General features: G+C 64.9%; 24 protein-coding genes and 1 pseudogene. 11 read left to right on the top strand and 14 right to left on the bottom strand.

The window, feature by feature from the left end:
• Positions 1-29 precede the first annotated feature (29 nt).
• Positions 30-455 (bottom strand): DUF5413 family protein, encoded by a 426-nt coding sequence (locus DCM80_RS18750; RefSeq protein WP_257193034.1) that lies wholly within the window; start codon positions 453-455, stop codon positions 30-32.
• Positions 456-598: 143 nt separating this feature from the next.
• Between DCM80_RS18750 and DCM80_RS18745 the strand changes: the two genes are divergently transcribed.
• From DCM80_RS18745 to DCM80_RS18735, 3 genes are all read left to right on the top strand, one after another.
• Complete coding sequence (locus DCM80_RS18745) at positions 599-838, top strand: hypothetical protein (protein ID WP_257193033.1); 240 nt, start codon at positions 599-601, stop codon at positions 836-838.
• 37 nt (positions 839-875) lie between these two features.
• Positions 876-1,106 carry a hypothetical protein gene (locus tag DCM80_RS18740; RefSeq protein WP_257176805.1) on the top strand — a complete coding sequence of 77 codons (231 nt, stop codon included), beginning with the start codon at positions 876-878 and terminating at the stop codon, positions 1,104-1,106.
• 247 nt (positions 1,107-1,353) lie between these two features.
• Positions 1,354-1,641, top strand: a complete 288-nt coding sequence (locus tag DCM80_RS18735; RefSeq protein ID WP_257193031.1) for a hypothetical protein — start codon at positions 1,354-1,356, stop codon at positions 1,639-1,641.
• Between the two features lie 131 nt (positions 1,642-1,772).
• On the opposite strand, the gene DCM80_RS18730 is transcribed toward DCM80_RS18735, so the two are convergent.
• From DCM80_RS18730 to DCM80_RS18710, 5 genes are all read right to left on the bottom strand, one after another.
• Positions 1,773-3,377: a hypothetical protein gene (locus DCM80_RS18730; protein WP_257193029.1), complete on the bottom strand. Its 1,605-nt coding sequence runs from the start codon at positions 3,375-3,377 to the stop codon at positions 1,773-1,775.
• A 37-nt stretch (positions 3,378-3,414) separates the two neighbouring features.
• Positions 3,415-4,707 (bottom strand): adenylosuccinate synthase, encoded by a 1,293-nt coding sequence (locus DCM80_RS18725; protein ID WP_257193028.1) that lies wholly within the window; start codon positions 4,705-4,707, stop codon positions 3,415-3,417.
• Positions 4,708-4,947: 240 nt separating this feature from the next.
• Entirely contained in the window at positions 4,948-5,631 is a 684-nt protein-coding gene (locus tag DCM80_RS18720) for an ABC transporter ATP-binding protein (RefSeq protein WP_257193026.1), read from the bottom strand.
• On the bottom strand, positions 5,624-6,850 hold the full coding sequence (locus DCM80_RS18715; protein WP_257193025.1) for an ABC transporter permease: 1,227 nt from the start codon (positions 6,848-6,850) through the stop codon (positions 5,624-5,626). Before DCM80_RS18715 ends, DCM80_RS18720 begins: the two co-directional genes overlap by 8 nt.
• On the bottom strand, positions 6,847-8,115 hold the full coding sequence (locus DCM80_RS18710) for an efflux RND transporter periplasmic adaptor subunit (RefSeq protein WP_257193024.1): 1,269 nt from the start codon (positions 8,113-8,115) through the stop codon (positions 6,847-6,849). Before DCM80_RS18710 ends, DCM80_RS18715 begins: the two co-directional genes overlap by 4 nt.
• Before the next feature lie 333 nt (positions 8,116-8,448).
• Between DCM80_RS18710 and DCM80_RS18705 the strand changes: the two genes are divergently transcribed.
• On the top strand, positions 8,449-9,381 hold the full coding sequence (locus DCM80_RS18705) for a DMT family transporter (RefSeq protein ID WP_257193023.1): 933 nt from the start codon (positions 8,449-8,451) through the stop codon (positions 9,379-9,381).
• A gap of 57 nt (positions 9,382-9,438) precedes the next feature.
• Here the strand turns inward: DCM80_RS18705 and DCM80_RS18700 are convergent, their stop codons facing one another.
• Positions 9,439-9,828: a DUF1330 domain-containing protein gene (locus DCM80_RS18700; protein WP_257197977.1), complete on the bottom strand. Its 390-nt coding sequence runs from the start codon at positions 9,826-9,828 to the stop codon at positions 9,439-9,441.
• 104 nt (positions 9,829-9,932) lie between these two features.
• On the opposite strand from DCM80_RS18700, the gene DCM80_RS18695 reads away from it, so the two are divergent.
• Positions 9,933-10,868, top strand: a complete 936-nt coding sequence (locus tag DCM80_RS18695; protein ID WP_028138320.1) for a DMT family transporter — start codon at positions 9,933-9,935, stop codon at positions 10,866-10,868.
• Positions 10,869-10,967: 99 nt separating this feature from the next.
• Positions 10,968-11,945, top strand: a complete 978-nt coding sequence (locus DCM80_RS18690) for a tripartite tricarboxylate transporter substrate binding protein (protein WP_028138321.1) — start codon at positions 10,968-10,970, stop codon at positions 11,943-11,945.
• Between the two features lie 121 nt (positions 11,946-12,066).
• On the opposite strand, the pseudogene DCM80_RS18685 reads toward DCM80_RS18690, so the two are convergent.
• Positions 12,067-13,729 (bottom strand): annotated as a pseudogene (locus DCM80_RS18685) (methyl-accepting chemotaxis protein).
• Between the two features lie 253 nt (positions 13,730-13,982).
• On the opposite strand from DCM80_RS18685, the gene DCM80_RS18680 reads away from it, so the two are divergent.
• From DCM80_RS18680 to DCM80_RS18660, 5 genes are all read left to right on the top strand, one after another.
• On the top strand, positions 13,983-15,026 hold the full coding sequence (locus tag DCM80_RS18680) for a C-terminal binding protein (protein WP_257193021.1): 1,044 nt from the start codon (positions 13,983-13,985) through the stop codon (positions 15,024-15,026).
• A gap of 86 nt (positions 15,027-15,112) precedes the next feature.
• Entirely contained in the window at positions 15,113-16,453 is a 1,341-nt protein-coding gene (locus DCM80_RS18675; protein WP_257193019.1) for an ABC transporter substrate-binding protein, read from the top strand.
• Positions 16,454-16,592: 139 nt separating this feature from the next.
• Entirely contained in the window at positions 16,593-17,549 is a 957-nt protein-coding gene (locus tag DCM80_RS18670) for a carbohydrate ABC transporter permease (RefSeq protein WP_257193018.1), read from the top strand.
• Positions 17,542-18,441 (top strand): carbohydrate ABC transporter permease, encoded by a 900-nt coding sequence (locus tag DCM80_RS18665; RefSeq protein WP_373568113.1) that lies wholly within the window; start codon positions 17,542-17,544, stop codon positions 18,439-18,441. The genes DCM80_RS18670 and DCM80_RS18665 overlap by 8 nt, the downstream gene beginning before the upstream one ends.
• Positions 18,442-18,570: 129 nt before the next feature.
• Positions 18,571-19,926 (top strand): esterase-like activity of phytase family protein, encoded by a 1,356-nt coding sequence (locus tag DCM80_RS18660; RefSeq protein WP_257193017.1) that lies wholly within the window; start codon positions 18,571-18,573, stop codon positions 19,924-19,926.
• Positions 19,927-20,126: 200 nt separating this feature from the next.
• On the opposite strand, the gene DCM80_RS18655 is transcribed toward DCM80_RS18660, so the two are convergent.
• The 6 genes from DCM80_RS18655 to DCM80_RS18630 all read right to left on the bottom strand — a co-directional run bounded on the left by DCM80_RS18655 (position 20,127) and on the right by DCM80_RS18630 (position 25,595).
• Positions 20,127-20,957 (bottom strand): energy transducer TonB, encoded by an 831-nt coding sequence (locus tag DCM80_RS18655; RefSeq protein WP_257193015.1) that lies wholly within the window; start codon positions 20,955-20,957, stop codon positions 20,127-20,129.
• Positions 20,957-21,403, bottom strand: a complete 447-nt coding sequence (exbD, locus tag DCM80_RS18650; protein ID WP_257193014.1) for a TonB system transport protein ExbD — start codon at positions 21,401-21,403, stop codon at positions 20,957-20,959. Before exbD ends, DCM80_RS18655 begins: the two co-directional genes overlap by 1 nt.
• Before the next feature lie 4 nt (positions 21,404-21,407).
• The gene (exbB, locus tag DCM80_RS18645) at positions 21,408-22,184 is read right to left on the bottom strand and encodes a tonB-system energizer ExbB (protein WP_257193013.1); all 777 of its coding nucleotides are present in this window, start codon (positions 22,182-22,184) and stop codon (positions 21,408-21,410) included.
• A gap of 23 nt (positions 22,185-22,207) precedes the next feature.
• The gene (hutX, locus tag DCM80_RS18640; RefSeq protein WP_257193011.1) at positions 22,208-22,723 is read right to left on the bottom strand and encodes a heme utilization cystosolic carrier protein HutX; all 516 of its coding nucleotides are present in this window, start codon (positions 22,721-22,723) and stop codon (positions 22,208-22,210) included.
• A 24-nt stretch (positions 22,724-22,747) separates the two neighbouring features.
• On the bottom strand, positions 22,748-23,083 hold the full coding sequence (locus DCM80_RS18635) for an antibiotic biosynthesis monooxygenase (RefSeq protein WP_035998838.1): 336 nt from the start codon (positions 23,081-23,083) through the stop codon (positions 22,748-22,750).
• A gap of 118 nt (positions 23,084-23,201) precedes the next feature.
• Positions 23,202-25,595, bottom strand: a complete 2,394-nt coding sequence (locus DCM80_RS18630) for a TonB-dependent hemoglobin/transferrin/lactoferrin family receptor (protein WP_257197976.1) — start codon at positions 25,593-25,595, stop codon at positions 23,202-23,204.
• Positions 25,596-25,762: the final 167 nt, after the last annotated feature.

Here is a 25,762-nt window from a genome sequence, read left to right as displayed (position 1 = left end):
TTGCTGCGCCGCGCCCGAACGTCGCGAGCTCAGGTCGGCGCCGCCACAGCCTGCGGCTCCTTGACGTATCTATGCACGAGGAAGGACGAAATCGCCGCCGGCACGAAGCCGACGAGGCCGTACAGGATGAACTGCACCGCGCCGGAATCCGGCCCCCGCGAGCTGTAGGTGAGCGAGGCCAGCACGAAGGCGAACAGGCCGACCAGCAGCATGCGCAAGACCGGGCCGATTCGCCTGATGTGGAGCAGGATGTCGTCCACCGCGCCGATCATCAGCGAGGGCAGCAGGCCGAACAGATAGCTGTATTGCAGGGTCTTGAAGAACACCGCGAACAGTTTGCCGACCTCGCCGAGACTGGTCTGGGTCCAATAGCCGGACTGATAGGTCGTCGTCAGCAGCAGCAGAAACCCGCCGACGAACGGGCCAACCAGCGCAAACACCAGATAGCGTTTCATCAAACACCCTCACACTTCCCCGGCGATTATAGCAGTGCCGCGGGAACCTTGAACAGCGGGGCGCAGGCCTCATCGGGGGAACAAGTGGCACGGCGACGAGTTCAGACAGGACCTGAATTCGACCCTGACAGATTGGAGTGCCGATGGCCCGCAAAGTTCTCCTGGCGACGATCGCGCTGGCAGCGTTGAGCCTGTTCGACGGGCCCGCTTTCGCTCAAGGCCATATGGGTACGCCCCAGGAGCAGAAGGCCTGCTCGCGCGACGCCTCCCGCTTCTGCCGCAAGGATCTCGGCAATGACATGGCGGTCCAAGGCTGCCTGCAAGCCAACCGGGCCAAGCTGTCGAAGTCGTGCAGCAAGGTGTTTCAGAGCCACGGCATGTGAGGACGAACACCATCCCCAGCGAACGGAGAGTGAAGCCATGTTGCACGACGAAGAACTCTCGATCCTGCGGGACATCAGCCAGTCCGTTGCCTTCGCCGACGACCGGCAAGGCAAGATGGGGCAATTGATCGCCGACGGCTACGTGATGAAGGACGGTGACCTGTTCGAGCTCACCGCCAAAGGCGTCACCGCCGTCGAGGAACACGCCGCCGCGCTCGGCGCGAGCGATGTGGAACAAGCGAGCGCATCCTCCGATCGGCTAATCTGATCGCGCGCGACGTGACTCGCGTGCAACAATTGCGAATTCCTTTGCGCTGACCATTGCAGGCTGGTGGTAATGGCGCATACTTCGCTCGGGCGGCGCAGCACTTTTCGATTCGAGCAATCAAGAAATCGAGCGACCACATGCGGGAGTGAGCTCCCAGCGTGAAGGCTGTGACATGCGGCAGATCAAGTCGCGTGCGGCGCCCCAAAACCAAGTGGCTCAAGCCTAAGGATTCGGGGATCCATTCTGCATGACACGCACTCAGACCATCGCTTCGCTGTTTAGGACCACCGCTTCGCTGTTGGCCGTCGCAACCGCCGCCATCGCGCTCCAGACCTCGCCCAGCCTCGCCTTCTCGTCCGAAGCGCAGCAGCTGTGTACCGGCGATGCGATGCGGCTGTGCTCCAGTGAAATCCCGGACATCCCGCGGGTCAGGGCTTGCATGGTGCGGAACAAGGCGCAGGTCAGCTCCGGCTGCCGCGCCGTGATGGACCGCGAGGCGGTCGCCTCGCGCAAGCGGGAAGCGGCGGCGCAGTAGCTGCAGTCGTCATTCCGGGGCGACGCGTCGGCGTCGAGCCCGGAATCCATCGTGCTGCGCGGCATGCTGGGAGGTGGATTCCGGGTTCGCGCTGCCGCGCCCCGGAATGACGGAAGAGGGATTGGCTCGACCTAATCGCCCCACTGCGCGAAGGCGTCGTTGAAGGCGCGCTCGCCCGGGGCGCCCTTCTCGATCGCGATGATGGCGCGGCGCTGGTTGGCATAGACCAGCGGCACGTCGAACCACGAACGCTCCTTCAGGAGCTGGACGTTGCGGGCGCGGTCGGCGTCGACATTGGACAGGCCGACCAGGAAGAAGCCTTCGGTGACCTTGACCGCAAGCCCGGCGAGCGGCGTGCCGCGCGCCTGCTCGTTCGACTTCATCAGGATGCCCGGCACGTTGGAGACGCTGCCGCCCGGAAAGTCCGGCGGCAGGATGAAGGTCAGCTCCGCCGTGTGGCTCGCCGGCAGCGAGGAGTCGGTATTGCGGCGGAACGACATCGTCATCTTGAACTTGCGGTCGGGAATCTCGATGTCGGCGCGCACGGCGACATCGGCCTTCTGGTTGCCGGAGGCCTTGATCGGCTCCAACCGCCACACCACCGAGCCGACGTATTGCTTGCCCTTCGGATCGGACGGATCCTCGTCATAGAGCACGACCTTCTGCGCCACCGGCGCGACCGGCTGATCGCTCGCCGAAGGCTGGCCGACGCGATCGGGGATCTTCGGCTTGGTCTGCGGCTGCGCGGCAGTGTTGGGCGTCTCCACCACCTGGGTCGGCGAGGGCTTGAACAGGTTGGTCGCGATCTGAAGCAGCGGCTTGCCCCAGAGGATACCGGCTCCGACCAGAATCAGCACGATGCCGACGGCGATCGCGCTCTTGAACGGGAAGGCGGAGCCGGTGCGGACGCGCTTCTTGGCGTCGCGCTCGGGCGCGATGCGCGGACGCGGCGAAGGCGGCTGCGGCGCGTAGCGCTCGGCCTCCTCGATCGACTCGTCGTAGGAATAGGGCGCGTCCTGCTCGCCGGCGCGGTTTTCCAGGCTCGGCTCGAGCCGGTCGAATTCCGGCGAGGGCGAAGGCACGTTGGCGTAGGTGCGGCGCGCGGCGCGGCTGGCCTGCGCGGCCGCACCGCCGAGATCATTGACATCGGCCGTGATGTCGCGGAAGCCGCGCACGCCCGGGGCGGGCGGCGGCGACGGCGGTCCGAGATCGGGCGGACGGCGGGGACCGGCGCGATCGCGTCCAGCCGCCGGCGGCTCCGGCATCGCTGGCGGCGCGGCCGGTCCGGCTTGGCGCGAGGCATCGAACCGCGGAGCGCGCGGCGGGCGCTGGGCATCGCCCTGGTCATCGACATTGGCGGACGGACGGTCGGCCCGCGGCGGCGGAGCCGGGCGCGTCCGCGGCTGAGCCGGCGAACCCGCAGCCGCGTTGCCTTCAGCGGCTCTCGTGCTGGCGCGGCGAAAGGCGTCTCCGCTGCCGCCGCTGCGCCCGCCGCCACCGGGGCGCGAAGCCTCGCGGGCGCGCTGGGCCGCCTCCGATTCGACCTTGCGGACAGCTTCCTCCAGCGACAACCTTTCGCGGGTGATCTCGGATTCGGAGAGCGGCGGCTGCACGCTGCGCAGCTGCGCGATCAGCGCCGTGCGCGCCCGTTCATAGAGCGCGCGACGGCTTTCGCCGGGAGCATTGGGGTCCAGGGCGGCAATAGCGCGGGCGATCAGCGGATAGTAATCAGCCATTTCTACTCAACTATACGCGCGTCCTGGTAAGAGATCGTTAAGCCTCAAACGGGTTTTGCACGAGAATAGTATCTTCGCGTTCGGGGCTGGTGGAAAGCAGTGCGACCGGGCACCCCACCAATTCCTCGATCCGCCGGACGTATTTGATGGCCTGGGCCGGCAGGTCGGCCCAAGACCGCGCACTCGCAGTCGGCTCCTTCCAGCCCTCGATGGTCTCGTAGATCGGCTCGACCCGGGCCTGGGCGCCCTCGCCGGCCGGGAAATGGTCGATCTCCTTGCCGTCGAGCCTGTAGCCGGTGCAGACCTCGATCGAATCGAAGCCGTCGAGGATGTCGAGCTTGGTCAGCGCCAAGCCATTGATGCCGCAGGTCCGGACCGCCTGTCGGACCAGCACGGCGTCGAACCAGCCGCAGCGGCGCGGACGTCCGGTATTGGTGCCGAACTCGCGGCCGCGCTCGCCGATCTTGCGGCCGATCTCGTTGTCCTGCTCGGTCGGGAACGGGCCCTGGCCGACGCGGGTCGTGTAGGCCTTGCACAGGCCGAGCACGTAGCCGACCGCGCCCGGCCCGAGGCCGGCACCGGTCGCGGCCTGCGCCGCCACCGTGTTGGACGAAGTGACGTAAGGGTAGGTGCCGTGGTCGACGTCGAGCAGCGCGCCTTGCGCGCCCTCGAACAGCATGCGCTTGCCTTCGCGGCGCCTGATGTCGAGCAGCCGCCACACCGTCTCGGCGTAGGGCAGCAATTGCGGCGCCAGCGCGCTCAATTCCTTCAGGATCTGCTTGCCGTCGAACTCCGGCAGATTGAGGCCGCGGCGGAGCGCATTGTGGTGGGCCAGCAGTCGGTCGATCTTGTGCGGGAGCGTGTCGAGGTCGGCGAGGTCCATCAGGCGGATGGCGCGACGGCCGACCTTGTCCTCATAGGCCGGGCCGATGCCGCGGCGGGTGGTGCCAATCGCAGTCGCCGCATTGGCGGATTCGCGGTGCGCGTCGAGCTCGCGGTGCAGCGGCAGGATCAGGGTGACGTTCTCGGCCACCCGCAGATTGTCCGGAGAGACCGCGACGCCCTGCGAGCGCAGCTTGGTGACCTCGTCGAGGAAGGCGGCGGGGTCGAACACCACGCCATTGCCGATCACCGACAGCTTGCCCTCGCGCAGCACGCCCGAGGGCAGGAGCGCGAGCTTGTAGGTCTTGCCGTTGATGACCAGCGTGTGGCCGGCGTTATGGCCGCCCTGGAAGCGGACGACGATGTCCGCCTGCTCCGACAACCAGTCGACGATCTTGCCCTTCCCTTCGTCGCCCCACTGGGCGCCGACGACGACAACATTGGCCATTCGCGGGTAATCCCTATTCAATCTGTCTCTAGGAGGCATGATCCTCGCGGAAAACCGGTGCCCACTCTTCCGGGATCATGCCAGCGCCCAGCCCTCTCGGCGGCCGCAGCCGCCCGCACGCAAGGCAGCCCACCGGATAAAGGAAGCAGCTCCTCTAGGCAAGCAAGAACGAGGCTTTTTCGCGGCCCAACGCCCGGCCCAAGCCTTTGATATCCCCGAAAAATCCGCCTTGCGGGGACCTCAGGCCCGAATGCGGCCGTCGATCACTTCGATGATCCGGTCGCAGCGCCGCGCCAAGTCCATATTGTGGGTCACCAGAAGGAAGCTCGTACCGCTGTCGCGGTTGACCTGCCGCATCAGCCTGAACACGGCTTCAGCCGAGCTCGTGTCGAGATTTCCGGTCGGCTCGTCGGCCAGCACGAGATCGGGGCTCATGGCGAGCGCACGAGCCACCGCGACGCGCTGCTGCTGGCCGCCGGACATGTTGTTGGCGAGGTTGCCGGCCAGTTTCTCCAGCCCGACCTGAGCCAGCAGCCGGTTGGCTCGCGCCTCGACGTCCGCAGACGGGAAGCCGCGGTCCACCAGCATCGGCATCATGACGTTTTCCCGCGCCGTGAACGCCGAGATCAGCAGATGGTATTGAAAGACGAAGCCGATGGTCCGGCCGCGCAGGCGGGTGATCTCGGCATCGTCGAGAGCTGCGGTGTCCTGGCCCTTGATCAGCAGGCGGCCGGAGGTCGGCCGGTCGAGCAGCCCGACGATGTTGAGCAGCGTACTCTTGCCCGAACCGGACGGACCTATGAGGGCGAGGAACTCGCCGTGATCGAGCTCGAGGTCGATGTCGTGCAGCACCTCGGTTTCGGTCGGCAGCCCGACATTGTAGCTCTTGCACACGCGCTCGAGACGGAGGATCTGGTCAGCCACGGATCGCCACCACCGGATCGAGTTTGGCGGCCCGCACCGCCGGTGCCATCGCGGCGAGGAGACCGGTGGCGGTGGCCAGCAGCGTCGTATAAACGAACAGGCTGCGCTCCAGGACCAGGGGAAACAGCTCGCTACCGTCGGCCTGGCGCGCGACCGAGTGCCAATAGACCAGCGCGAACGCGCCCATCGCCGCCCCGAGCAGCGAACCGACGAAGCCGAGCAGGCCGCCCTGCACCAGGAAGACCCGCAAGATCTGGCCGCGCGTCGTGCCCATCGCACGCAAGATGCCGATATCCTTCGAGCGCTGGATCACCGACACGATCAGCACGGCCGCGATGCCGAATGCGACGGAGAGACCGACGAAGAGGCGAATGAGCGTGTTCGAGTTCTGCTGGGCCTGCACGGCGGCGAAGAACTGCGCATTGGTCTTGATCCAGCTGTCGGCCTCGACCACGTTGGCCGCCTGGATGCGCTGGGCGATTTGCTCAGCCGCATAGATGTCATTGACCGTCAGATCGATGGTGGTGACTCCGCCGATCATCCCCAGCAAGGATTGTGCGGTCCGCAGGGCGACGTAACATACCCGCTGGTTGACGCCCTTGTTGCCGAGATCGACGAGCCCGGAGATCGTCAGGACGCGAGTTGCTCCGGAGGCGGCGCGGATGTTGAGCTTATCGCCAACGGTGGCGCCCAGCTCCTTTGCGAGCTCGATCCCGATGATGACGTCCTCGCTGGTGAGTCGGGGCTCGCCGGCGACGATATAGTCCGGCACCTTGACGATCTTGAAATAGGAGTCTGGTTCGACGCCCGACAGGCTGACCGATCGGCTGGCATCGCCCCGGACCGCAAGCACCGAGCCGAGGATGGTCGGCGCGGCCGTGACGACCTCGGGCATCGCCTGCATCTGTGCTCTGATCTTCGGCCATTGATCGATCGAGAGCACCCGCTGGCTCGGACGCTGCACCACTGCGTCCTCAATCTCGCCTGCTCCGTTACGCAGAGGACGCGCGATCTGATCGGGCGCGAGCAGCTGGATCTGGGGCTGTGAGGTCAGTACGCGCTTGATGAAATTCGCCTGAAGTCCGGCAAGCATCGCCGACATGAACACGATGACGCCGACGCCGATCGATATGCCGCCAACGATGAAGATGGTCTGGAGCCGGCCCTCGCGCAGGAACCGGACCGCCATGGTCCATTCGATCGGCAGCCAATGGTTCATTGCAGAACGGGCCGGAGACGCTGGCCGGCCAGAACGCCGGAGCTTTGAGGAATCGCGACATCGCCGGCGGCGACACCTTCGGTAATCTCGACATGGCTGTTGCCGCGCAGCCCGAGCTTGACCACCCGCTGACTGGCGCGAGCGTCCTTGATTCCGAGCACCCAGGGCTTGCTGGACAGCGCGTCGTGCACCGAACGCAAGGGCAGGATCAGCGCATCGTCCCGGGCGGCAATCTCGATGTCGACCGAGACCGTCATGTCCTGGCGCAGATAGTCCGGAGGGTCGGCAACCGTCAGCTTCACCTCGACCGAGGCGCGCGAAATGTCGATGCCGGGATTGATATAGCTGATGGTGGAGGCAAACCTCCGGTCCGGATAGGCGTCGGCCGAGGCGAGCGCGTTCTGCCCGAGAGCAATCTTGCCGAGATTGCGCTCATCGATCTGCAGCACGAGCTGCACGTCCCCGTCCGGCGCCAGCACCAGCAGGGCCTTGCCGGGCTGCACCACCGTGCCGCGCTCGACATTGCGCGTGATCAGGACGCCGTCGCGCGGTGCTGTAATCGTTGCGTAGCCGAGCCGAGACTCGGCCGTATCGAGATTGGCGCGGGCCTGGTTGGCCTGCGTCTGCGCCATCACGTAATCGCTGCCGCCGGGGCTCGCGGTATAGACCTGGAATTGCGCGGCGCGCATTGCGGCGCGTGCCACGTCGAGCGTCTTCTGGGCGTCATCAAGTGCGGCGCGGGTCGCATAGCCGTTGCGCTCGAGCTGGGCGGTGCGGTCATAGGTCTGCTGGGCATTGAGCAGCGTGGCCTGCGCCTGGGCCAATGCCTCCTTGGCGGAGGGCAGCGTCAGTTCCTCGAGTTGTCTGATGCGCGCCTCGGCCTGCGCCACCGCGCCTTCCGACTGGACGACGGCCGCCTTCAATTCGCGTGCCTCCAGCGAGATCAGCGGCTGGCCCTTGCTGACCCGTTCGCCTGCCCGAACCAGCACCTCCCGCACAGTGGCGGTGATCTGGCTGCCGATCTCGACCCGGTAAGGCGTTTCGACGTGGCCGCTCGCCACCACCGTCTCAACCAGCCGGCCCTGCCTGACCTGATCGACAACGATCGCCGGCCCCAGGAGCATGCGGACGCTCTGCCAGACGCCAAGGCCGAGCAGCACGATTACGAGGAGGATGAACCATTTGTAAGCAAGGAATCCCGACCACAGCGCCGCGATGGAGGTCCGGCCCTTGGGCTGCCGCAGGAAGATTGTTTGCTCGACCATACCACTGCCATGCGGCTCGCGCGAAAGCCACGCGACCGACGTCTCGCTTCGATTGCTGGCCGTGAGGATCCGGCCGATACCGAGACGCTAGCGGGGCGCCGGGAAGTCGAGGTTGTTCTAGGTCAAGAGGTTACGCCGAATTTAGGGGCGCGCGTGGTTTCGCCTCCCCGTCGGGCCGCAGGACCAGGTTCCCCGTAATGAAGTGCATAGGCGTGATGCACCAGCCCCATTGATATTCGGGGCGTTTCCGTGTCTTTGAGACGGGCCGGGCGACAAAGCGGCCCGCCACCGGGCCGGGCCCCGGTGCATGACGCGGGGGCCAAACCCATCACAATGTCCGCCACCGGTCAGACCACGAGCGCGGAACAGTCCGGTCACAGCTGGATCGCCAATCAGCCTTACCTGCTGCTCAGCATCACCGCCTTGTGCTGGGCCGGCAACGCCATCGTCGGGCGGCTCGCCGCCGGCCATATCCCGCCGGTCACGCTGTCGTTCCTGCGCTGGTTCTTTGCCTTCCTGCTGGTGCTGCCGTTCGCCTGGAAGCACCTGGCCCAGGACTGGCCGGCGATCCGCGGCAAGCTCGGCCTGATGGTGACGCTCTCGATCACCGGCATCGGCGCCTTCAACACCCTGCAATATTGGGCGCTGGAGCACACCCAGGCCCTCAACACGCTGCTGCTGCAGTCGGCCGCGCCGCTGGTCGTGGCGCTGTGGTCCCTCGCCATCCTCGGCATCCGTCTCACCGCGGCACAGGCGTTCGGCGTGCTGCTGTCGATGTGCGGCGTGCTCACGATCCTGCTGCATGGCGATTTCACCACCCTGTCGAACATCGATTTCAACAAGGGCGACCTCATCTTCATCGTCGCGCTCGTCATCTTCGCGCTGTATTCGGTGCTGACGCTGAAGCGGCCGCCAATGCACGGCCTGTCGTTCCTCGCCTTCACCTTCGGGGTCGGCGCCGCCTGCCTCGTTCCGCTGGAGATCTGGGAATTGTCCGCGCGGCCCGTGATGAAGCTCGACGGGCCGAACCTGCTGACGCTGTTCTACGTCGCGGTGTTCCCCTCGACGCTCGCCTATCTCTGCTTCAATCGCGGCGTGCGCCTGATCGGCGCCAACCGCGCCGCGCCGTTCTTCCACGTCGTACCGGTATTCGGCTCGATCATGGCGATGGCGTTCCTCGGCGAGCACCCGCAGGCATTCCATTTCATCGGCTTTGCGCTGGTGCTGTCGGGCGTGTTCGTGGCGTCAAGGAAACAGGCGAGCTGAGTTTCTTCCCTGTCCTTGGTGGGAGAAGGGAAGGCGCGCGCCGCGCGACCGACCGTCTTACTTCACCTTGAACTTGCTGTAGGCCTCGCTCGTCGCGATGATGACGTGATCGGCGCAGCCGTTGACGCGATGCGGATCGGCCTCGTGCTCGTAGGCTTCCGACGTCATCATGTCCAGGAAAGCCGCGACGGTCGGATAATAGACCAGTGCGACGAAATCCCAGCCGTTGCCGGCGTGCGGACCGAGTGCGACCGCCGTGGCCTCGCCCGTCCAGAGTAGCGTGCCGCCGCGCGCCTTGATCATCGGCACCGTGATGGCGCTGTAGCGCAAATAAGCGTCCCAGCCGGATCCGTCGCCGTCGCGCGAGCGCGCGTGGAAACGCATCAGGTTCAGCATCACCACCGGCGCCTGCGGATCGAGCCGCTCCAGGCCTTCGATGTTCAACATGTTGACCGCCAAGGGCACCTCCCCGATCATGCCTGCATTGTAGCATTGCGACCCTGTGACTTGTGCCACGACGCCGATCCGGCGCAAGCTCCTATGCAACGCCAATGACGATCGCTTCGCCCGCGCCAAAGGCCTCCAATCCGGCCGGTTGGCTCAACAACCAGCCTTATCTGCTGCTCAGCCTGAGCTCGCTGTTCTGGGCCGGCAACATCGTGCTCGCGCGTCATGTCGGCGCGCATGTGCCTCCGCTGACGGTGACCACGATCCGCTGGTTCGGCGTGTTCCTGATCCTGCTGCCGTTTGCCTGGCCGCATCTGAAGCGGGACTGGCCTGCCTTGCGCAGCAGCCTGCCCTTGATGCTGTTCCTGTCGCTGGTGGGCTTTGCCTATAACAACGCGATCTCGTACTGGGCGATGCAATATACGGAGGCGCTGAACGCGCTGCTGATCCAGTCGGCAGGTCCGCTGTTCGTGGCGCTGTGGTCGCTGGTGCTGTTCGGTGTGCGGCTGACGGGTGCGCAATTCGCCGGCATCGCGATTTCGCTCGTTGGCGTACTGATCATCATCCTGCGCGGCGATCTCGCTGCGCTGGCCGGCATCAGCTTCAACAGGGGCGACATCATGTTCGCCTCCTCGCTGGTGGCGTTCGGGATCTACTCCGCCTTCATCCCGCGGCGGCCGAAGATCCATCAGCTGTCCTTCCTGTCTTTCACCACCTGCTGCGGGGCGACGATGCTGCTGCCGACGGCGATCTGGGAGGCCGCAAGCGGCCGCGTCCTGCAACTCGACGGGATCACGCTGGCGACGCTGGGCTACATCCTGATCTTTCCCTCGACGCTGGCCTATCTGTTCTTCAACCGCGGCGTGGCGCTGATCGGGCCGAACCGGGCTGCGCCGTTCTTCCATCTTGTGCCGGTATTCGGCTCGGCGATGGCGATCCTGCTGCTCGGCGAAAAACTGCAGCCGTTCCATTTGATCGGCTACGCCCTGGTGCTCGCCGGCGTCGTGATCGCCTCGCGGCAAGGGTCGGCCGTGAAGTAATTCCGCACGGCGGACGAACGACCGAGTGAATTCGCGTCTTTTGATTTTTGCATGAACACGCTAGGTTCCCCACCAACCAAAAAGAGGGAACGTCTCAAGATGATTTCAGGGCTGATTCGAAACTTGCGCGCCGTGGCTGCAGCCGCATTGTGCTTCGCCACAGCATCCACGGCCCAGGCCGACAATTATCCGAGCCGCAACATCACGCTGGTGCTGCCGTTCGCGGCCGGCAGCGGCACCGACACCACGACACGACTGATCTCGCAGCATCTGTCGCAGGCGCTCGGCGTCGGCATCGTGATCGAGAACAAGGCGGGCGCCAACGGCATGCTCGCGGCGACCTATGTCGCGAAGGCCGCCCCCGACGGCTACACGCTGCTGGTGACCACCAACACCACGCATTCGGCCAATCCCTATCTGCTCAAGAGCCTCACCTACGATCCCGTCAAGGACTTCACGCCGATCGCGCGCACCGGCGATCTGCCCTTCATGCTGGTGGTCAATCCGGAGGTGCCGGCCAAGACGGTCGCCGAGCTCGTCGCCTATGGCAAGGCCAATCCGGGCAAGCTGAGCTACGCCTCGGGATCGTCCTCGGCGATCGTCTCGGGCGCCACCTTTGCGCACAATGCCGGGCTCGACCTCCTGCACGTGCCCTACAAGAGCTCGCCGCCGGCGCTCAACGATGTCATGGGCGGACGCGTCTCGATGATGTTCGTCGACATCCTGACCGGCCTGCCGCACGTCAACGGCAACGCGCTGCGCGCGCTCGCCGTCACCACCAAGGACCGTTCGCCGCTGGTGCCGCATCTGCCCTCGATGCAGGAGGCCGGCGTACCGGACTTCGACATCTCGTCCTGGCAGGGTTATTTCGGCCCGGCCGGCCTGCCCAAGGAGATCGTGACGCGGCTCAATGCGGAAATCAGGAAGATCATCGAGAATCCGGAGATCAAGGCCAAGCTCGCCACGCTCGGCATGGACGCCTTCTCCGGCACGCCGGAACAGCTCGAGGCGTTCGTGAAGGATCAGCTCGTGCTGTGGGACAAGCTGATCACGAACGCGAAGATCGAGAAGCAGTAAGCCGGTCTCGTAGGGTGGGCAAAGCGAAGCGTGCCCACCATGAGTTGCACCGAACTCAAAAAGAAAAGGTGGGCACGACGCTTGCGCGTCTTTGCCCACCCTACGAATTCAGCGCAAGAATTTACGCCGCGCGCACCTTGGCGAGGAAGCCGTCCACCGCGCTGCGCAGCGCGCCGGACTGGGTGTCCAGCTCGCGGGCGTTGGTCAGCACATCGCCTGCCGCCGCGCCGGTCGCTTCCGCGGCCGAGGTGACGCTGCCGATATGGGCGTTGATCTCGCCCGATCCGGCCGCGACCGACTGGATGTTGCGGGCGATCTCGCGGGTGGCCTCGCCCTGCTGCTCGATCGAGGCGGAGATGCCCGCGGTGATCTCGCTCATTTCCGCGATCGTCTGCGTGATGCCGCCGATCGCCGCCACCGCATCGCTGGTCGAGGTCTGCATCGCCGCAACCTGGGCCGAGATCTCCTCGGTAGCCTTGGCGGTCTGGTTGGCGAGCGCCTTGACCTCGGAGGCGACCACGGCGAAGCCGCGGCCGGACTCGCCGGCGCGTGCCGCCTCGATGGTGGCGTTGAGCGCGAGCAGGTTGGTCTGCGCCGCGATCGAGTGAATGAGCTTGACCACCTCGCCGATCTTCTCGGCGCCGGTGGAGAGCTCCTGCACCGTGGCGTTGGTGCGCTCTGCATCGCTGACGGCGCGGCTCGCAACTTCGGTCGAGCGCGTCACCTGGCGCGAGATCTCCGCAACCGAGCTCGACAGCTCTTCGGCGGCGGCCGCGACCGTGCCGACATTGCCGGAGGCCTTCTGCACGCGAGGAGGCGTCGCTGGCGGTCGCGGTCATCGACTGCGCCGTCGTCTGCATGCCGGCCGCGGCCGTGGAGACCGAGCGGACGATGCCGTTGACGCTGCGTTCGAAGTCGTCCGCCAGCTCTTCCATCGCATGGCGACGTTCCGCCGCGGCGCGCTGCTGCGCGGCCGCCTCGGTCTGCTCGAGCTCGCGAATCTTCTCCGCATTGGTCTTGAAGATCTGGACGGTCGCGGCCATTGCGCCGACCTCGTCGCCGCGGCCGACGCCGGGAATGTCGCCTTCGAGCTTGCCGTCGGCGAGGTCCTTCATGCGGGCGCCGAGGACGCTCAGCGGACGGCTGATACTGCGACCGATCAGCCAGGCGACGCCACCAGCCACGACCATGATGCCGAGCAGGGAGAGGCCGAGCAGCCAGGCCACGGGCGCCAGCTTGGCATCCAGGTCGTCGAGGTACACCCCGGTGCCGACGAACATATTCCAGCCCGGAATCGCCACGGCGTAGGACAGCTTGCGGGTGACTTGCTTCTCGCCGGGCCGATAATATTCATAGCGCAGCGTGACGTCGCCCTTGGCGGCGATGCCGTCACGCAGCTCGCGTGTCAGCTTGCGGCCGTTGGTCTCGATGTCGAGCCGGTTGGAGCCGAACTGCTTCGGGTCGGGCGTCAGGACGGCGACGCCGTCCATCGTATAGGCAAATATGTAGCCCGATCCCTTGTCATAGGTCATCGAGGCGCCGCGGCGGACGAACTCCGCGACGGCGGCTTCCTTGGTCAGCTGCCCGGCATCGACCTGCTTCTGCAGACCCAGCGCCATGTTGCGCGACATTTCGACCATGGCCTTGGTCTGCTCGAAACGAGCCTCGAGCAGTTGCTGCTGCATCAAATAGCCCGCCAATGCCCCCGCGACGCACAGGCCGAGCATGGCAACGGCGACGAGGATGCCCAGCTTCGATGCGATCTTCAGATTGCTCAACTTCACCATAGGCCCCTCGGATGGCGCGGACACACCGCAAACTCTTCGATTTGAATCAACTTTTAGTAGGACACCCCTTAGCAAGTTACTTACGTGCCTCCGTAGAAGCCCGGACGCGGCTACGAAATCCCGCAACTTATCTCCTTGCCAACAACCGGGGATTGTACGCATGCGCCCCGATTTCGCGTAAAAGACGCAAAGGCCCGCCCGCGGAGGCGGGTCGCAACAAGAACCGACAAACCAAATCGGGAGCGAGAAAATGCCGAAATACAGGGTGGTGACGCCGAAGGGCGCCAGTTTCACGGTCGCGGGCAGCGATTATTCCTATGAGCGCGAGGCGCTCGATCCAATCGATGCCGAAATCGTCGAGGCGCCCGCCGACGAGGCCGGATTCATCGCCGCCGCGAAGAATGCCGACGCGATCTATGCCAAGGGCATTCCCATCACCAAGTCGATCATCGACGCCCTGGACACTTGCAAGGTCATCACGCTCGGCTCGGTCGGCGTCGACAGCGTCGACGTCAAGGCCGCCACCGCCCGCGGAATCCCGGTGACCAACATTCCCGACACCTTCATCGAGGAGGTCGCCGACCACGCCATGATGCTGCTGCTCGCGGGCTTCCGCCGCCTGGTCGAGCAGGACCGCATGGTGCGCGACGGCCGCTGGGCCGAAGGCCGGCCGGCGCTGCTCAAGGTCCCACGCCTGATGGGCCAGACGCTCGGCTTCGTCTCGTTCGGGCGCGTCGCGCGTGCAGTCGCCAAGCGCGCAGCGCCGTTCGGCCTGCGCATGATGGCCTACGATCCCTTCATCCAGGAAACGCTGATGTACGACCATGGCGTAATCCCCGCGACGCTGAACGAGGTGCTCTCACAATCCGACTTCGTCTCGATGCATGCCCCGGCAAGGCCCGAAGTGCATCACATGCTGACCGAGAAGCACTTCCGGCAGATGAAGAAGGGCTCGATCTTCATCAACACCGGGCGCGGCGCCACCGTGGACGAGGAGAGCCTGATCAAGGCGCTGCAGGAGGGCTGGATCGCGCACGCCGCGCTCGACGTGCTGGAGAAGGAACCGCCGTCGCACAACAATCCCCTGCTCGGCATGGAGAACGTGACCCTGACCGCCCACGTCGCCTCGGCCTCGGCACGGTTTGACGAGGCGCGCAAGCGCCGGGTGGGCTACGAATTGTCACTGGTGTTGCAGGGCATGTGGCCGGTAAGCTGCGTCAATCCGTCGGTGCTGCAGAACACCGCGCTCCGCCGCTGGCAACCCGTCAGCATGGATCGCGGGCCGAACAGCTAGGCGGCCGGCGCAAAGGCGCCAAAGGACCGAAACGACCCTTCACCGGCGGTCAACGCCGGGAAGGGAAAACATATAGGGAGGTACTGATGAGGAACGACATCACCCGTCGTGATGCCTTGGCGCTGGGCCTATCCGCTGCAACCTTCGCCGCTACCGGTGCTGCAGCGCAAACATCCAATATCAAGGCTGCCGACGTTCCGGCACCCAAGCGCGAGATCGAGAAGGGTGCATCCTTGCGCATGCTGCGCCCGGTGCGCTTCGTCCAGGCCGACGAGGACGTGTTCCGCGCCAATGCGGCGAAGTTCACCAAGGAGACCGGGGTCGAGGTCAAGGTCGACTTCGTCGGCTGGGAGGACATCAACCAGCAGACCGCGGTCACCTCGAACTCCGGCGCCGGCCCCGACATCATCATCGGCTTCTCCGACGCCCCCCACATCTACATCGACAAGCTGATCGAGCTGACCGACGTCGCGGACTATCTCGGCAAGAGGTATGGCGGCTGGCTGCCGCTGGCGCAGCGCTACGGCAAGAAGAACAAGAGCGACGCCTGGATCGGGCTTCCGTTCGGCGCCACCGCGGGGCCCCTGATCTACCGCAAGTCGATCCTGCAATCGGTCGGCTTCGACAAGGTGCCGGAAGACCATGCCGGGATCCTCGACCTCTGCCAGAAGCTGCACAAGGCCGGCAAGCCGGCCGGCTTCGCGCTGGGCAATGCCAAGGGCGACGGCAACGGCTTTGCGAACTGGGCGCTGTGGTCGCACAATGCCTCCCTGCTCGACGAGGAGGGCAACGTCATTATCAACAGCAAGGAGACGATCGCCGCCCTGAACTGGGTCAAGCAGATCTACCCGACCTTCATCGCCGGCACGACGTCGTGGAACGACGTCAGCAACAACCGCGCCTATTCCTCACAGGAAATTTCCCTGACCGCGAACGGCGTCTCGCTGTATTTCTCGCTGAAGAACGATCCGGCGACCAAGGCAATCGCCGACGACAGCGAGCACCAGCTGCTGCCGAAGGGCCTCGCCAAGGTCTCGCCGATGGCGGGCCTGACACTGAACGCGATGGTGTTCAAGCACAGCCAGTACCCCAACGCGGCGAAGGCCTTCCTGCAGTTCATGCTGGAGAAAGACCAATACGAGCCCTGGCTCAATGCCAATTCCGGCTATTGGTCGCAGCCACTGGCCTCCTATGCCGAGGCCGCCGTCTGGAAGGGCGATCCGAAGGTGTCGATCTTCAAGGATACGATGAAGAGCACCTACTACGACGGCTACAAGGGGCCGATCTCCACGGCCACGGGCGCGGTGAGTGCCGACTACGTGCTGATTCAGATGTGCTCTGCCGTTGCGACCGGCGCGTCCACGCCGGAGGCCGCGGCCGCGGAAGCCGAGCAGCGCTGCAAGCGGTACTTCCGGCGGCAGAGGTAACGCGACGAGCGAGCCCTCGTCATTGCAAGGAGCACTTGCGACGAAGCAATCCAGGCGATCACTCCGAGACAGACTGGATTGCTTCGCTTCGCTCGCAATGACGATCGTAGCGACAGCATAGAACAGGACGCCGATACCGATGTCCGTGACGACACTTTCCTCCTCCGCCCTGGCGCATCGTCAGCCCTCCTGGCTGGTGCGGCTGTTCGACTACAAGCCGTTCCTGATCGTGATGTGCCTTGCTCCCGCGATCGGGCTGCTCACGGTGTTCCTGACCTATCCGCTCGGTCTCGGCATCTGGCTCGCCTTCACCGACACCACGATCGGCCGACGCGGCATCTATGTCGGCCTCGAAAACTTCCAGTATCTGCTCACCGATCCGCTGTGGTGGAACGCCGTGTTCTACAGCGTGGTCTATACCGGGATCGCGACCTTCGGGAAGTTCGCGCTCGGCTTCTGGCTCGCGCTGCTGCTCAATAACCATTTTCCGTTCAAGAGCCTGTTGCGTGCGATCATCCTGTTGCCCTGGATCGTGCCGACCGTGCTGTCGGCGCTGGCGTTCTGGTGGATCTACGATCCGCAATTCTCGATCATCTCCTACCTGCTCGTCGACGTGCTGCACTGGCGGTCGAGCAATATCGACTTCCTCGGTTCGCCCTGGCCGGCGCGCTTCTCGCTGATCGCCGCCAACATCTGGCGCGGCATCCCCTTCGTCGCGATCTCGCTGCTGGCGGGGCTGCAGACCATCTCGCCTTCGCTCTACGAGGCCGCGATGCTCGACGGGGCCAGCGCCTGGCAGCGCTTCCGCTACATCACCTTCCCGATGATGATGCCGATCCTCGCCATCGTCATGACCTTCTCCATCATCTTCACCTTCACCGACTTCCAGCTGGTCTACGCCATCACCCGCGGCGGGCCGGGCAACTCGACGCATCTGCTGGCGACGCTGGCCTTCCAGCGCGGCATCGCCGGCGGCGAGCTCGGCGAAGGTGCGGCGATCGCGGTGTCGATGATCCCATTCCTGGTGTTCGCGACGCTGTTTTCCTATTTCGGCCTGGCGCGCCGCAAATGGCAGCAGGGAGAGGACAATGACTGACACCGTCGCGCAAAACGGCACCGCCGACGCCAAAGCCGCGCCCGACACCATGGCCTGGGATTCCGGCCTGCGGCGGCTGATGATGATCTACCTGCCGCTCGGCTGCTTCGTGCTGATCCTCCTGTTCCCGTTCTACTGGATGGCGATCACCTCGTTCAAGCCGAACGCGGAGCTGATGAACTACAAGGCGCATAATCCGTTCTGGATCTCCTCGCCGACGCTCGCCCACATCAAGCATCTTCTGTTCGACACAGCCTATCCGCACTGGTTGAAGACGACGATGCTGGTCGCGATCGGCTCGACCACGCTGTCCCTGGTCGCATCGACGCTCGCCGCTTATGCCATCGAGCGCCTGCGCTTCCGCGGCAGCCCCTATGTCGGGCTCGGCATCTACCTTGCCTATCTCGTGCCGCCGTCGATCCTGTTCATTCCGCTGGCCACCGTCGTGGTGCAATTCGGCCTGTTCGACAGCCCTCTTGCGTTGATCCTGGTCTATCCGACCTTCCTGGTGCCGTTCTGCACCTGGCTCCTGATCGGCTATTTCAAGTCGATCCCCTATGAGCTCGAGGAGTGCGCGCTGGTCGACGGCGCGACGCGGCTGCAGATTCTGCGCCGGATCACGCTGCCGCTGGCGGTGCCCGGGCTGATCTCGGCCGGCATCTTCTCCTTCACGCTGTCCTGGAACGAGTTCATCTATGCGCTCGCCTTCATCCAGAGCGGCGCCAACAAGACCGTGCCGGTTGCGATCCTGACCGAGCTCGTCACCGGCGACGTCTACCAGTGGGGCGCGCTGATGGCGGGCTCGCTGCTCGGCTCGCTGCCGGTTGCGATCTTCTACTCGCTGTTCGTGGATTACTACGTGTCGTCGCTGACCGGCGCGGTGAAGGAGTAGCCTCGATCTCTCGTCCCCTCTCCTCGTCTTGACGGGGAGAGGCGAAGCAAGCTGCGGCGTTTGGCCCGGCTTCACAAAACTGCAACGTGCCGTCCGCATAAGGCGTGCGTCCGCCAACAGGAGACGCACATGCGCGCGACTTTTCTCAGCACCGTCGCAACGATCATTCTCACCGCGAGCTCCGCGCTCGCCCAGAGCGAAGGCGAATTCCCGGCCAAGCTCGCTGGCCACGTCGTGATGCCGGCCGAATCGTTCGTCGACCCGCCGGCCGATGCACCCGCCGACCTCAAATCCGCAGGCAAATACACCACCGGCAAGCGCGTCGAGGCGCTCGGCACCGTCATGGGCAAATCCTATGAGCGAGCGACCGGCGTGTCGCTGCCGTTCAAGGGCCAGCCGCTCCAGGGGCATTCGGGCATCAAGACCATGCCCGACGGCAGCTTCTGGGTCATCACCGACAACGGCATGGGCGCCCGCGCCAACTCGCCGGACTCGATGCTGTACCTCAACCGCTACAAGATGGACTGGGCCAGCGGCAAGATCGAGCGGCTGGAGACCATTTTCCTGCACGATCCCGACAAGAAGGTGCCCTTCCGCATCGTGCATGAGGATAGCCAGAAGCGCTATCTCACCGGCTCCGATTTCGACACCGAAGGATTCCAGATCATCGGCGACACGTTCTGGATCGGCGACGAGTTCGGCCCCTATGTCCTGAAGGCCGACAAGACCGGCAAGATTCTCGGCGTGTTCGAGACGGTTGCCGACGGCAAGCCGGTGCGCTCGCCCGACAATTGGGCTGTGGGGACGCCGGCCGCGCCGGGCGCGACCTACACCAACGTCAATCTCCGCCGCTCCAAGGGCTATGAGGGCTTCGCCGCGTCGAAGGACGGCAAGTTCCTCTACGGCCTGCTCGAAGGACCGCTGTGGGATGCCGAGAAGAAGGACTGGGAGAAGGTCGACGGCAAGGAAGCCGCCCGCATTCTCGAATTCGACGTCGCCGCGGAGAAGTTCACCGGCCGCTATTGGCAATATGTGTTCGAGCAGAACGGCAACGCCATCGGCGACTTCAACATGATCGATCAGGCCTCGGGCCTGATCATCGAACGCGACAACGGCGAAGGCACCGCCGACAAGGCCTGCCCGCGGGGCCAGCGCGGGGAAAGCTGCTTTCCTGACCTCGCCAAGTTCAAGCGCGTCTACAAGATCGACCTGACCGACGCCAATGTCGGCAAGCCCGTGCGCAAGATCGGCTATATCGACCTGATGAAGATCAGGGATCCCGACAAGAAGGCAAAGAAGCCGCTGAATGACGGCGTCTACACCTTCCCGTTCTTCACCATCGAGAACGTCGATCGCGTCGACGACACCCACATCATCGTCGGCAACGACAACAACCTGCCGTTCTCGTCCAGCCGCGACCCCAACAAGGCCGACGACAACGAGTTCATGCTGCTCGAAGTCGCGGATTTCCTGAAGGCGAAGTAGCGCATCGAGCCTTCTCAGCCGCCACAAGCTCCGCCGTCGCCCCTGCGACAGCAGGGACCCATAACCACAGGGAGGAGTTGTGGCACGTGATGGTGGTGACGGCCTTCGTCAAACTTGATACTGTGGCTATGGGTCCCGGATCAGCGCTTTGCTTCGCTGCGCTTGTCCGGGACGACGACTGAGGTCGTGGTGACGGCTCCCTACCTCACCGTAAACTGAACCGGGATCGTGAAGCTCATCGACCCATTCTTGATCTCGTCCGGCACCGGCGGAAATGGCGAGGCCTGGCGCACCATCGACATGGCCTGGGCGTCGAAGGCAGCGACGCCGGACGAGCCGGCAAGGCGACTCGACGTGACCTGTCCGCTGCGGCTGACGGTGAAGCTCAGCCTTGCCACGCCGCGCTGGCCGCCCCCGGCGGACGGGTATGAGTGGAAGCGCATCAAGTGGGCGCGGACCCGCTGATTGTAGGACGCAATGGCTGAGGCCACCGCGCCGGCGCTCTGCGCCGATGCCATTGGCGCCTCACGCTCGGCGCGCGGCGGAGCGCTGGTTCGCGGTGCAGGCATCGCCTCCGACGGCTTCTTCGCCTCGCGGCGGACCACTTTCGGCTTTTCAAGTGCTTGTTTTTCGACGGGCACGATCTTTGCCGGTTCAGGCTTTGCTGGGGTCGCCTCCAGCTTCTGCTCCGGAGGCGCAATCACCTCCGGCTTCTCCTGCGGCGGTGTCGGCGCAATGGTCTCCTCGACGGCCTGCTGCTGCACTGGCTCCGGCGGCGAGGCGTCGGCTTCCTGCATCACCGGCCCCGGTGCGACGTCATCCTGCGTCGATTGCGGCGCCGAGGTCAGCGGCGCCATATCGACCATGATTGCCGGCAAGCTGACGCCCTGCTCCGGTTGCGACCTCTGCCAAGTCATCGCAAGCAGCGCGGCAGCCACATGCAACGTCACGATCGCCGCCGCCGAGAGACCCCAGCGCGCCGTTTCACGCTCGCCGAGCGGCTGGTGCAGGGCAAAGGCGTTCGCGGCCATCAGCTGCGTCCGTCGAGGCCGACCAGCGCGACCTTGAGATAGCCGGCATTGCGCAAGGTGTTCATCACCTCCATCAGGTCGCCATAGGAGACGGCCTTGTCGGCGCGCAGATAGATGCGCTCGTCCTTGCGGCCTTTGGTGGCGGCGTCGAGCGAGGTGCTGAGCACCTCGCGGGCGACGACATCTTCTCCGACCGCAACGGACAGGTCCGGCTTGACGGTGACGAACACCGGCTTGTCCGGCCGTGGCGCCGGCTCGGCCGCGGTGGCCGGCAGATCGACGCCGATGTCGACGGTGGCGAGCGGAGCGGCCACCATGAAGATGATGAGGAGCACCAGCATCACGTCGATGAACGGCGTGACGTTGATCTCATGAGTGACGTCGAGATCATCAAGGTCGCCGCGCCTGCGCGGCGATCCGGAGGGCGTACCGAGCTTGGCGGCCATGGCTCTACTCCGCCGCCCGCGCCAATCGGAACTCTCTGTGGTCGCGTTGGCGGCTGACCAGCAGCATGAGCTGGGCCGAGGCGTCGCCGAGCAGGGCGCGGTAGTTGGCGATGCCGCGCACGAGGTGGTTGTAGATCACGACCGCCGGGATCGCCGCGACGAGACCAAGCGCGGTGGCGAGCAGCGCCTCCGCGATGCCGGGCGCGACCACGGCGAGGCTCGTGGTGTGGCTCTCGGAAATGCCGATGAAAGAGTTCATGATGCCCCAGACCGTGCCGAACAGGCCGACGAACGGCGCGATGGCACCGATGGTCGCCAGCAGGCCGGTGCCGCGCGCGATCTGCCTGGACATCGCCGCCTCGACCCGCTCGAGCCGCAGCGCGACGCGCTCCTGAAGGCCGTCGTCGAGCACGCCGCCGGAGAGTTCGGCCTCCCTGGCGCAGGACTGGATCAGCTGGGCGACGGCGTCGCTTGCGTCACCGGCCCGTGCGGATGCCTCGGCGAGAGTCATGTTCCCCTCGAGTGCGCGCGTCCGCCGCAGGGCAAGAGCGCTCTTGCGGCGGAGCTCAATGGTCTTGGCAAGCCATACCGTCCATGTCGCCAGCGAGGCGATAGCGAGCCCGACCATCACGATCTTCACGATGATGTCGGCGCCGACGAACATGCCCCACGGTGACAGATTGCGCGGCAACAGCGCTTGGTCGATCGCGAAGGCGGGTGCCGGCGCGATCGTCAGCGCGATTGTGAGGATCACGTGCCGAAGCCTGGAAGTGCCCTGCATCCTGATCTCCCGACAGATGGAAGTTACGCCGAAGGCTTCGCCGCGATACGGTCAGCAAGTCCCCGGAACCGCGCCAGCTGATCCGCGCGCAACGCCCGGGTCTCGTCGCGGCCGACGAAGACCTTGAACATGATGCCGCCGTCGGCGTTGACGAACGCGACGAAGGCCGAGGACTTGCCCATGAAGGGCCGTTCGACAAAGGCGATTCCTGCGCAGCGCTCGTGGCGGAGATGGCCGTGCAGGCCCTTCGGCTGCATCAGGTTGAAATAGCCGCGGCCAATCTCGCCCCTCGGAACGGTCCCGGTGAACTCGAAGATCGCATCATCGGTGTGGACGATCAGGGTGACCTCGCCCCATTCCGCGATGTCCTGCATCGCTGCGGCAAAATGTTCGCCGCTCCCCATGCGAACCATGGACGGCGGCAGCGCCTCGATCACCGCGCGCGGCGTGACGCTGCGCTCGCGCGCAACGTCCTCGATCACCGCGCCGGGATTGTCCGCCATATGCGCCCTGAGATCGGCAAGATCTGTGCTTAGCATGTCCGGCCTCCTCAACCAGCCGCCTCAGGCCGCCGCGCTCGCCTTGCGCTCGGTCATGATGACCTCGAACCCTTCGAACTTGGGGTGGCCGAGATAGAGGCTTTCGCCGGTCTTGTTGTCGGCGCGCGCATGAGCACGGCGAAATTCCTCCGAGCGCGTCCAGGCCTCGAAAGCCGCCTTGTCGACCCACACGGTATGCGAGGAGTACAGCGTGTGATCCTCGGCGACGGGTCCCTTGAGCAGATGGAATTCGACGAACCCCGCCATGCTGCCGAGATAGGACTCCCGTGTGCGCCAGACGGTCTCGAAAGCGGCTTCCGAGCCGGGCTTCACCTGAAAACGATTCATCGCAATGAACATTGCACTTCTCTCCTGTGTCTTTTGAATCGGCATTGCCGATCGGATATTTCAGAACGGGCCGAAGCCACGCTGACGCATCAGCGTGGCTCCGGAGATGGCTAGGGCACCCCGGCAGAGCTCAGGTGCCGCCAAAGTGGTATTTGAGGCCTCCCTTGATCACGAGCCCGGCACCGGCGCTCGCCCACTTCACGTCGTTCTGCGTGTCGCCCGTGCTACCGACCGGAATGGCGTACGGGCGATAGTAGCTGTTGAAGAGGTTCTCGACAGAGAAGTTGAGGGTGAGATCGGGCGTCGGGTGATACTGCGCGTAAAGATTGACGAGATCGTACGACGTCGCCGGCGTGTAGGTCCTGGGGATGTCGTAGTTGGCAATCGCCGACGTCCACATCATCGAGAGGATGAGGGTGCGGTCGAGCAGACGCACGCCGGCCGTCGTCGTGATCTTCTGCGGCGGAATGCTGTAGAGGCCGAATCCGGTCTGGAGATTCTTTCCGCTCTGATAGGTCCCGGACACGCCGAAGAACCACAGGTTCGCGTCATACATTGCCTCTGCCTCGAAGCCTTGAATGCGCGCGGATGCCACGTTCTGATACTGCAGGAACGGGAGCACCGTGATGGATGGTGCCGGCGGCGGCCCGGTCGGGACCACGAGCGGATTTCCGTAGGCGACCTGATCGATGAAGTCGCTGATGTCGTTGCGGAACACGTTGATCTTGCCGCGCAGCGTGTCGCCCGCCGTGAACAGATCGTTCTTCTTGATGTTGAAGCCGATCTCCTTGTTCTTGCCGATCTCGGGGCGCAGGTTCGGGTTCGGTACGAAGCAGAAGGTCGAATCCGCCCCCGGCCCCGGCGTGCCCGACGGACAGCGGAAGAACGAATCGTTGACCGTCGCCCCGGCATGCGGCCCGCTCACCAGCGTCTCCGTGATCGAGGGCGCTCGATAGCCTTCCGCGTAGCTGGCATAGGGGGTCACGACCGCGGTCGGAACGAGAGCAACGGTGATCTTCGGCGAGAGGCGATCCCCGCCCGACGACGAGGACGCCGAGGAAAGCTGATAATTGTCGTAACGGAGCGCACCGATCACCTCGAGCATCGAGGTGTAGTTCGCCTTCCACTGTACGAAGCCGCCCGATACTGTGCGCTGACCGCCGGGCGTCGTGACCTCGGATGTACCGGTCCTGTCACGAGACGACACCTTGTCCTGGAACGCATCCAGACCGTAAGTCACCGCGTGACGCCAGCTTCCCGTTTCGAACCGCGTCGTGTTGTGCACGTCGACACCGATTGTATCGAGCAGATATCCGCGGTTGCTGCCGATACAGCCGGACACGGCATTGCCGGGCACGCCGCCACAATAGACCGATGGCGTCGCGCTGGTATGCCCGGTCTTGATCTGGTCGTTCTCGGTGCGATTCCAGTAGATCTTGGCATCCCAGTCGAACCACTGATCGTCGGGCTGGGAGTATTTCCATCCCAGCGTGGTTGTGTAGTTCTTCACGTTGGAAGCGTAGACCGACGTGCCGTTCAGGTTATTGGTGCCGTTCGCATTGGTGGAATTGGGATCGCCGGCACGCCGCGGTGGCTGGCCTACGCTGAAAATATCCTCCTGGAAGATGGTCCCGAGCTTGACTTCGTGGCCGTCGGCCGGACGAACCGTCAGCTTGGCGATGCCGCTGCTCAGACGGTTGCCTGTGTTTGCGACTTCGTAGCCGGTACCGTCCTTGTAGCTCTCCTGAGTCGAATAGGTGCCGCCTGCGAATACGTCGACATTGGGATTGACGCGAACGCCGCCAAAGGCGGATCCGAGCGCACGTCCGTAATTGCTGCCTAGGATGGTCTTTACGTCGACGCCCCAGCGCTCTCCCGCGCGGACCACGTCCTCGATGTCCTTGGTGCGGAACGAGGCCACGCCGCCGATCGCGCCGGAGCCGTAGATGTTCGCGGTCGGGCCGCGCACGATATCGATGCCGCTGATCAGTTCCGGATTGAGGAAGAACGAGCCATTGGCGAAATGACCGGTGCGCTGGTAGTTCTGCCGCGCGCCGTCGACCACGACGGCAACACGGCCGAAATCCTGGAGGCCCCGGATGTTGATCGAGGTGGCCGGATCATCGCCGCGATTCTGGACCCAGACGCCGGGCAAGTTGTAGATGAGATCGCCGACGGTGCTGGCCTGGCGGGCTTGGATCTGCTCGGACGTGACGACACTCACCGGCGCCAGCGCGTCGACGGCTCGCTCTTCCGTCTTGGTCGCTGCAGCCGTGATGGTGTCGAGCACCTGAACGGGTGCCGTCCCGCCGGCCTGGGCGCGGGCATTGAGGGCGTCAGGCGTTGCCTCTGCGACCTGCGGCTTCCCGGGCTTGCGCTTCGATTGCTTCGCTCGTTCGGAGGACGCGTTTTCGGCCTGCGGCGATGCAGTCTGCGCGAGACCGCTCTCCGTCATCACTGCCGCAATTGAAACCACCGACGCGCCCAAAATCAGGGCGCGCGAATACCTAGCCCCGTCAGCCATATCAGCCCCAGCCTGCACTTCACTTCAAAAATTTGGAATCTTCTGGCTGGCTGGCGTGCGTTCGCAACGCGAACGGCTGGCTGGCTGACTTGCTCGAGTCGCGGACAGGTTCCCCCGCCCGTCATAAATGGTTACGTGGCAAGACCCGGACGGTCAATGACATCAGG

The sequence above is a fragment of the Bradyrhizobium sp. WBOS08 genome, from assembly GCF_024585125.1.
Classification (GTDB): domain Bacteria; phylum Pseudomonadota; class Alphaproteobacteria; order Rhizobiales; family Xanthobacteraceae; genus Bradyrhizobium; species Bradyrhizobium japonicum_B.
Note: the sequence above shows the minus strand (reverse complement) of the source record. Positions and strands in the feature narration are given on the sequence as shown.

What these genes read in the sequence shown, in the direction of transcription:
- DCM80_RS18750 (WP_257193034.1), bottom strand. Translation starts at nt 455, where the DNA reads ATGAAACGCTATCTGGTGTTTGCGCTGGTTGGCCCGTTCGTCGGCGGG.
- DCM80_RS18745 (WP_257193033.1), top strand. Translation starts at nt 599, where the DNA reads ATGGCCCGCAAAGTTCTCCTGGCGACGATCGCGCTGGCAGCGTTGAGC.
- DCM80_RS18740 (WP_257176805.1), top strand. Translation starts at nt 876, where the DNA reads ATGTTGCACGACGAAGAACTCTCGATCCTGCGGGACATCAGCCAGTCC.
- DCM80_RS18735 (WP_257193031.1), top strand. Translation starts at nt 1,354, where the DNA reads ATGACACGCACTCAGACCATCGCTTCGCTGTTTAGGACCACCGCTTCG.
- DCM80_RS18730 (WP_257193029.1), bottom strand. Translation starts at nt 3,377, where the DNA reads ATGGCTGATTACTATCCGCTGATCGCCCGCGCTATTGCCGCCCTGGAC.
- DCM80_RS18725 (WP_257193028.1), bottom strand. Translation starts at nt 4,707, where the DNA reads ATGGCCAATGTTGTCGTCGTCGGCGCCCAGTGGGGCGACGAAGGGAAG.
- DCM80_RS18715 (WP_257193025.1), bottom strand. Translation starts at nt 6,850, where the DNA reads ATGAACCATTGGCTGCCGATCGAATGGACCATGGCGGTCCGGTTCCTG.
- DCM80_RS18710 (WP_257193024.1), bottom strand. Translation starts at nt 8,115, where the DNA reads ATGGTCGAGCAAACAATCTTCCTGCGGCAGCCCAAGGGCCGGACCTCC.
- DCM80_RS18705 (WP_257193023.1), top strand. Translation starts at nt 8,449, where the DNA reads ATGTCCGCCACCGGTCAGACCACGAGCGCGGAACAGTCCGGTCACAGC.
- DCM80_RS18700 (WP_257197977.1), bottom strand. Translation starts at nt 9,828, where the DNA reads ATGTTGAACATCGAAGGCCTGGAGCGGCTCGATCCGCAGGCGCCGGTG.
- DCM80_RS18695 (WP_028138320.1), top strand. Translation starts at nt 9,933, where the DNA reads ATGACGATCGCTTCGCCCGCGCCAAAGGCCTCCAATCCGGCCGGTTGG.
- DCM80_RS18690 (WP_028138321.1), top strand. Translation starts at nt 10,968, where the DNA reads ATGATTTCAGGGCTGATTCGAAACTTGCGCGCCGTGGCTGCAGCCGCA.
- DCM80_RS18680 (WP_257193021.1), top strand. Translation starts at nt 13,983, where the DNA reads ATGCCGAAATACAGGGTGGTGACGCCGAAGGGCGCCAGTTTCACGGTC.
- DCM80_RS18675 (WP_257193019.1), top strand. Translation starts at nt 15,113, where the DNA reads ATGAGGAACGACATCACCCGTCGTGATGCCTTGGCGCTGGGCCTATCC.
- DCM80_RS18670 (WP_257193018.1), top strand. Translation starts at nt 16,593, where the DNA reads ATGTCCGTGACGACACTTTCCTCCTCCGCCCTGGCGCATCGTCAGCCC.
- DCM80_RS18665 (WP_373568113.1), top strand. Translation starts at nt 17,542, where the DNA reads ATGACTGACACCGTCGCGCAAAACGGCACCGCCGACGCCAAAGCCGCG.
- DCM80_RS18660 (WP_257193017.1), top strand. Translation starts at nt 18,571, where the DNA reads ATGCGCGCGACTTTTCTCAGCACCGTCGCAACGATCATTCTCACCGCG.
- DCM80_RS18655 (WP_257193015.1), bottom strand. Translation starts at nt 20,957, where the DNA reads ATGGCCGCGAACGCCTTTGCCCTGCACCAGCCGCTCGGCGAGCGTGAA.
- exbD (WP_257193014.1), bottom strand. Translation starts at nt 21,403, where the DNA reads ATGGCCGCCAAGCTCGGTACGCCCTCCGGATCGCCGCGCAGGCGCGGC.
- exbB (WP_257193013.1), bottom strand. Translation starts at nt 22,184, where the DNA reads ATGCAGGGCACTTCCAGGCTTCGGCACGTGATCCTCACAATCGCGCTG.
- hutX (WP_257193011.1), bottom strand. Translation starts at nt 22,723, where the DNA reads ATGCTAAGCACAGATCTTGCCGATCTCAGGGCGCATATGGCGGACAAT.
- DCM80_RS18635 (WP_035998838.1), bottom strand. Translation starts at nt 23,083, where the DNA reads ATGTTCATTGCGATGAATCGTTTTCAGGTGAAGCCCGGCTCGGAAGCC.
- DCM80_RS18630 (WP_257197976.1), bottom strand. Translation starts at nt 25,595, where the DNA reads ATGGCTGACGGGGCTAGGTATTCGCGCGCCCTGATTTTGGGCGCGTCG.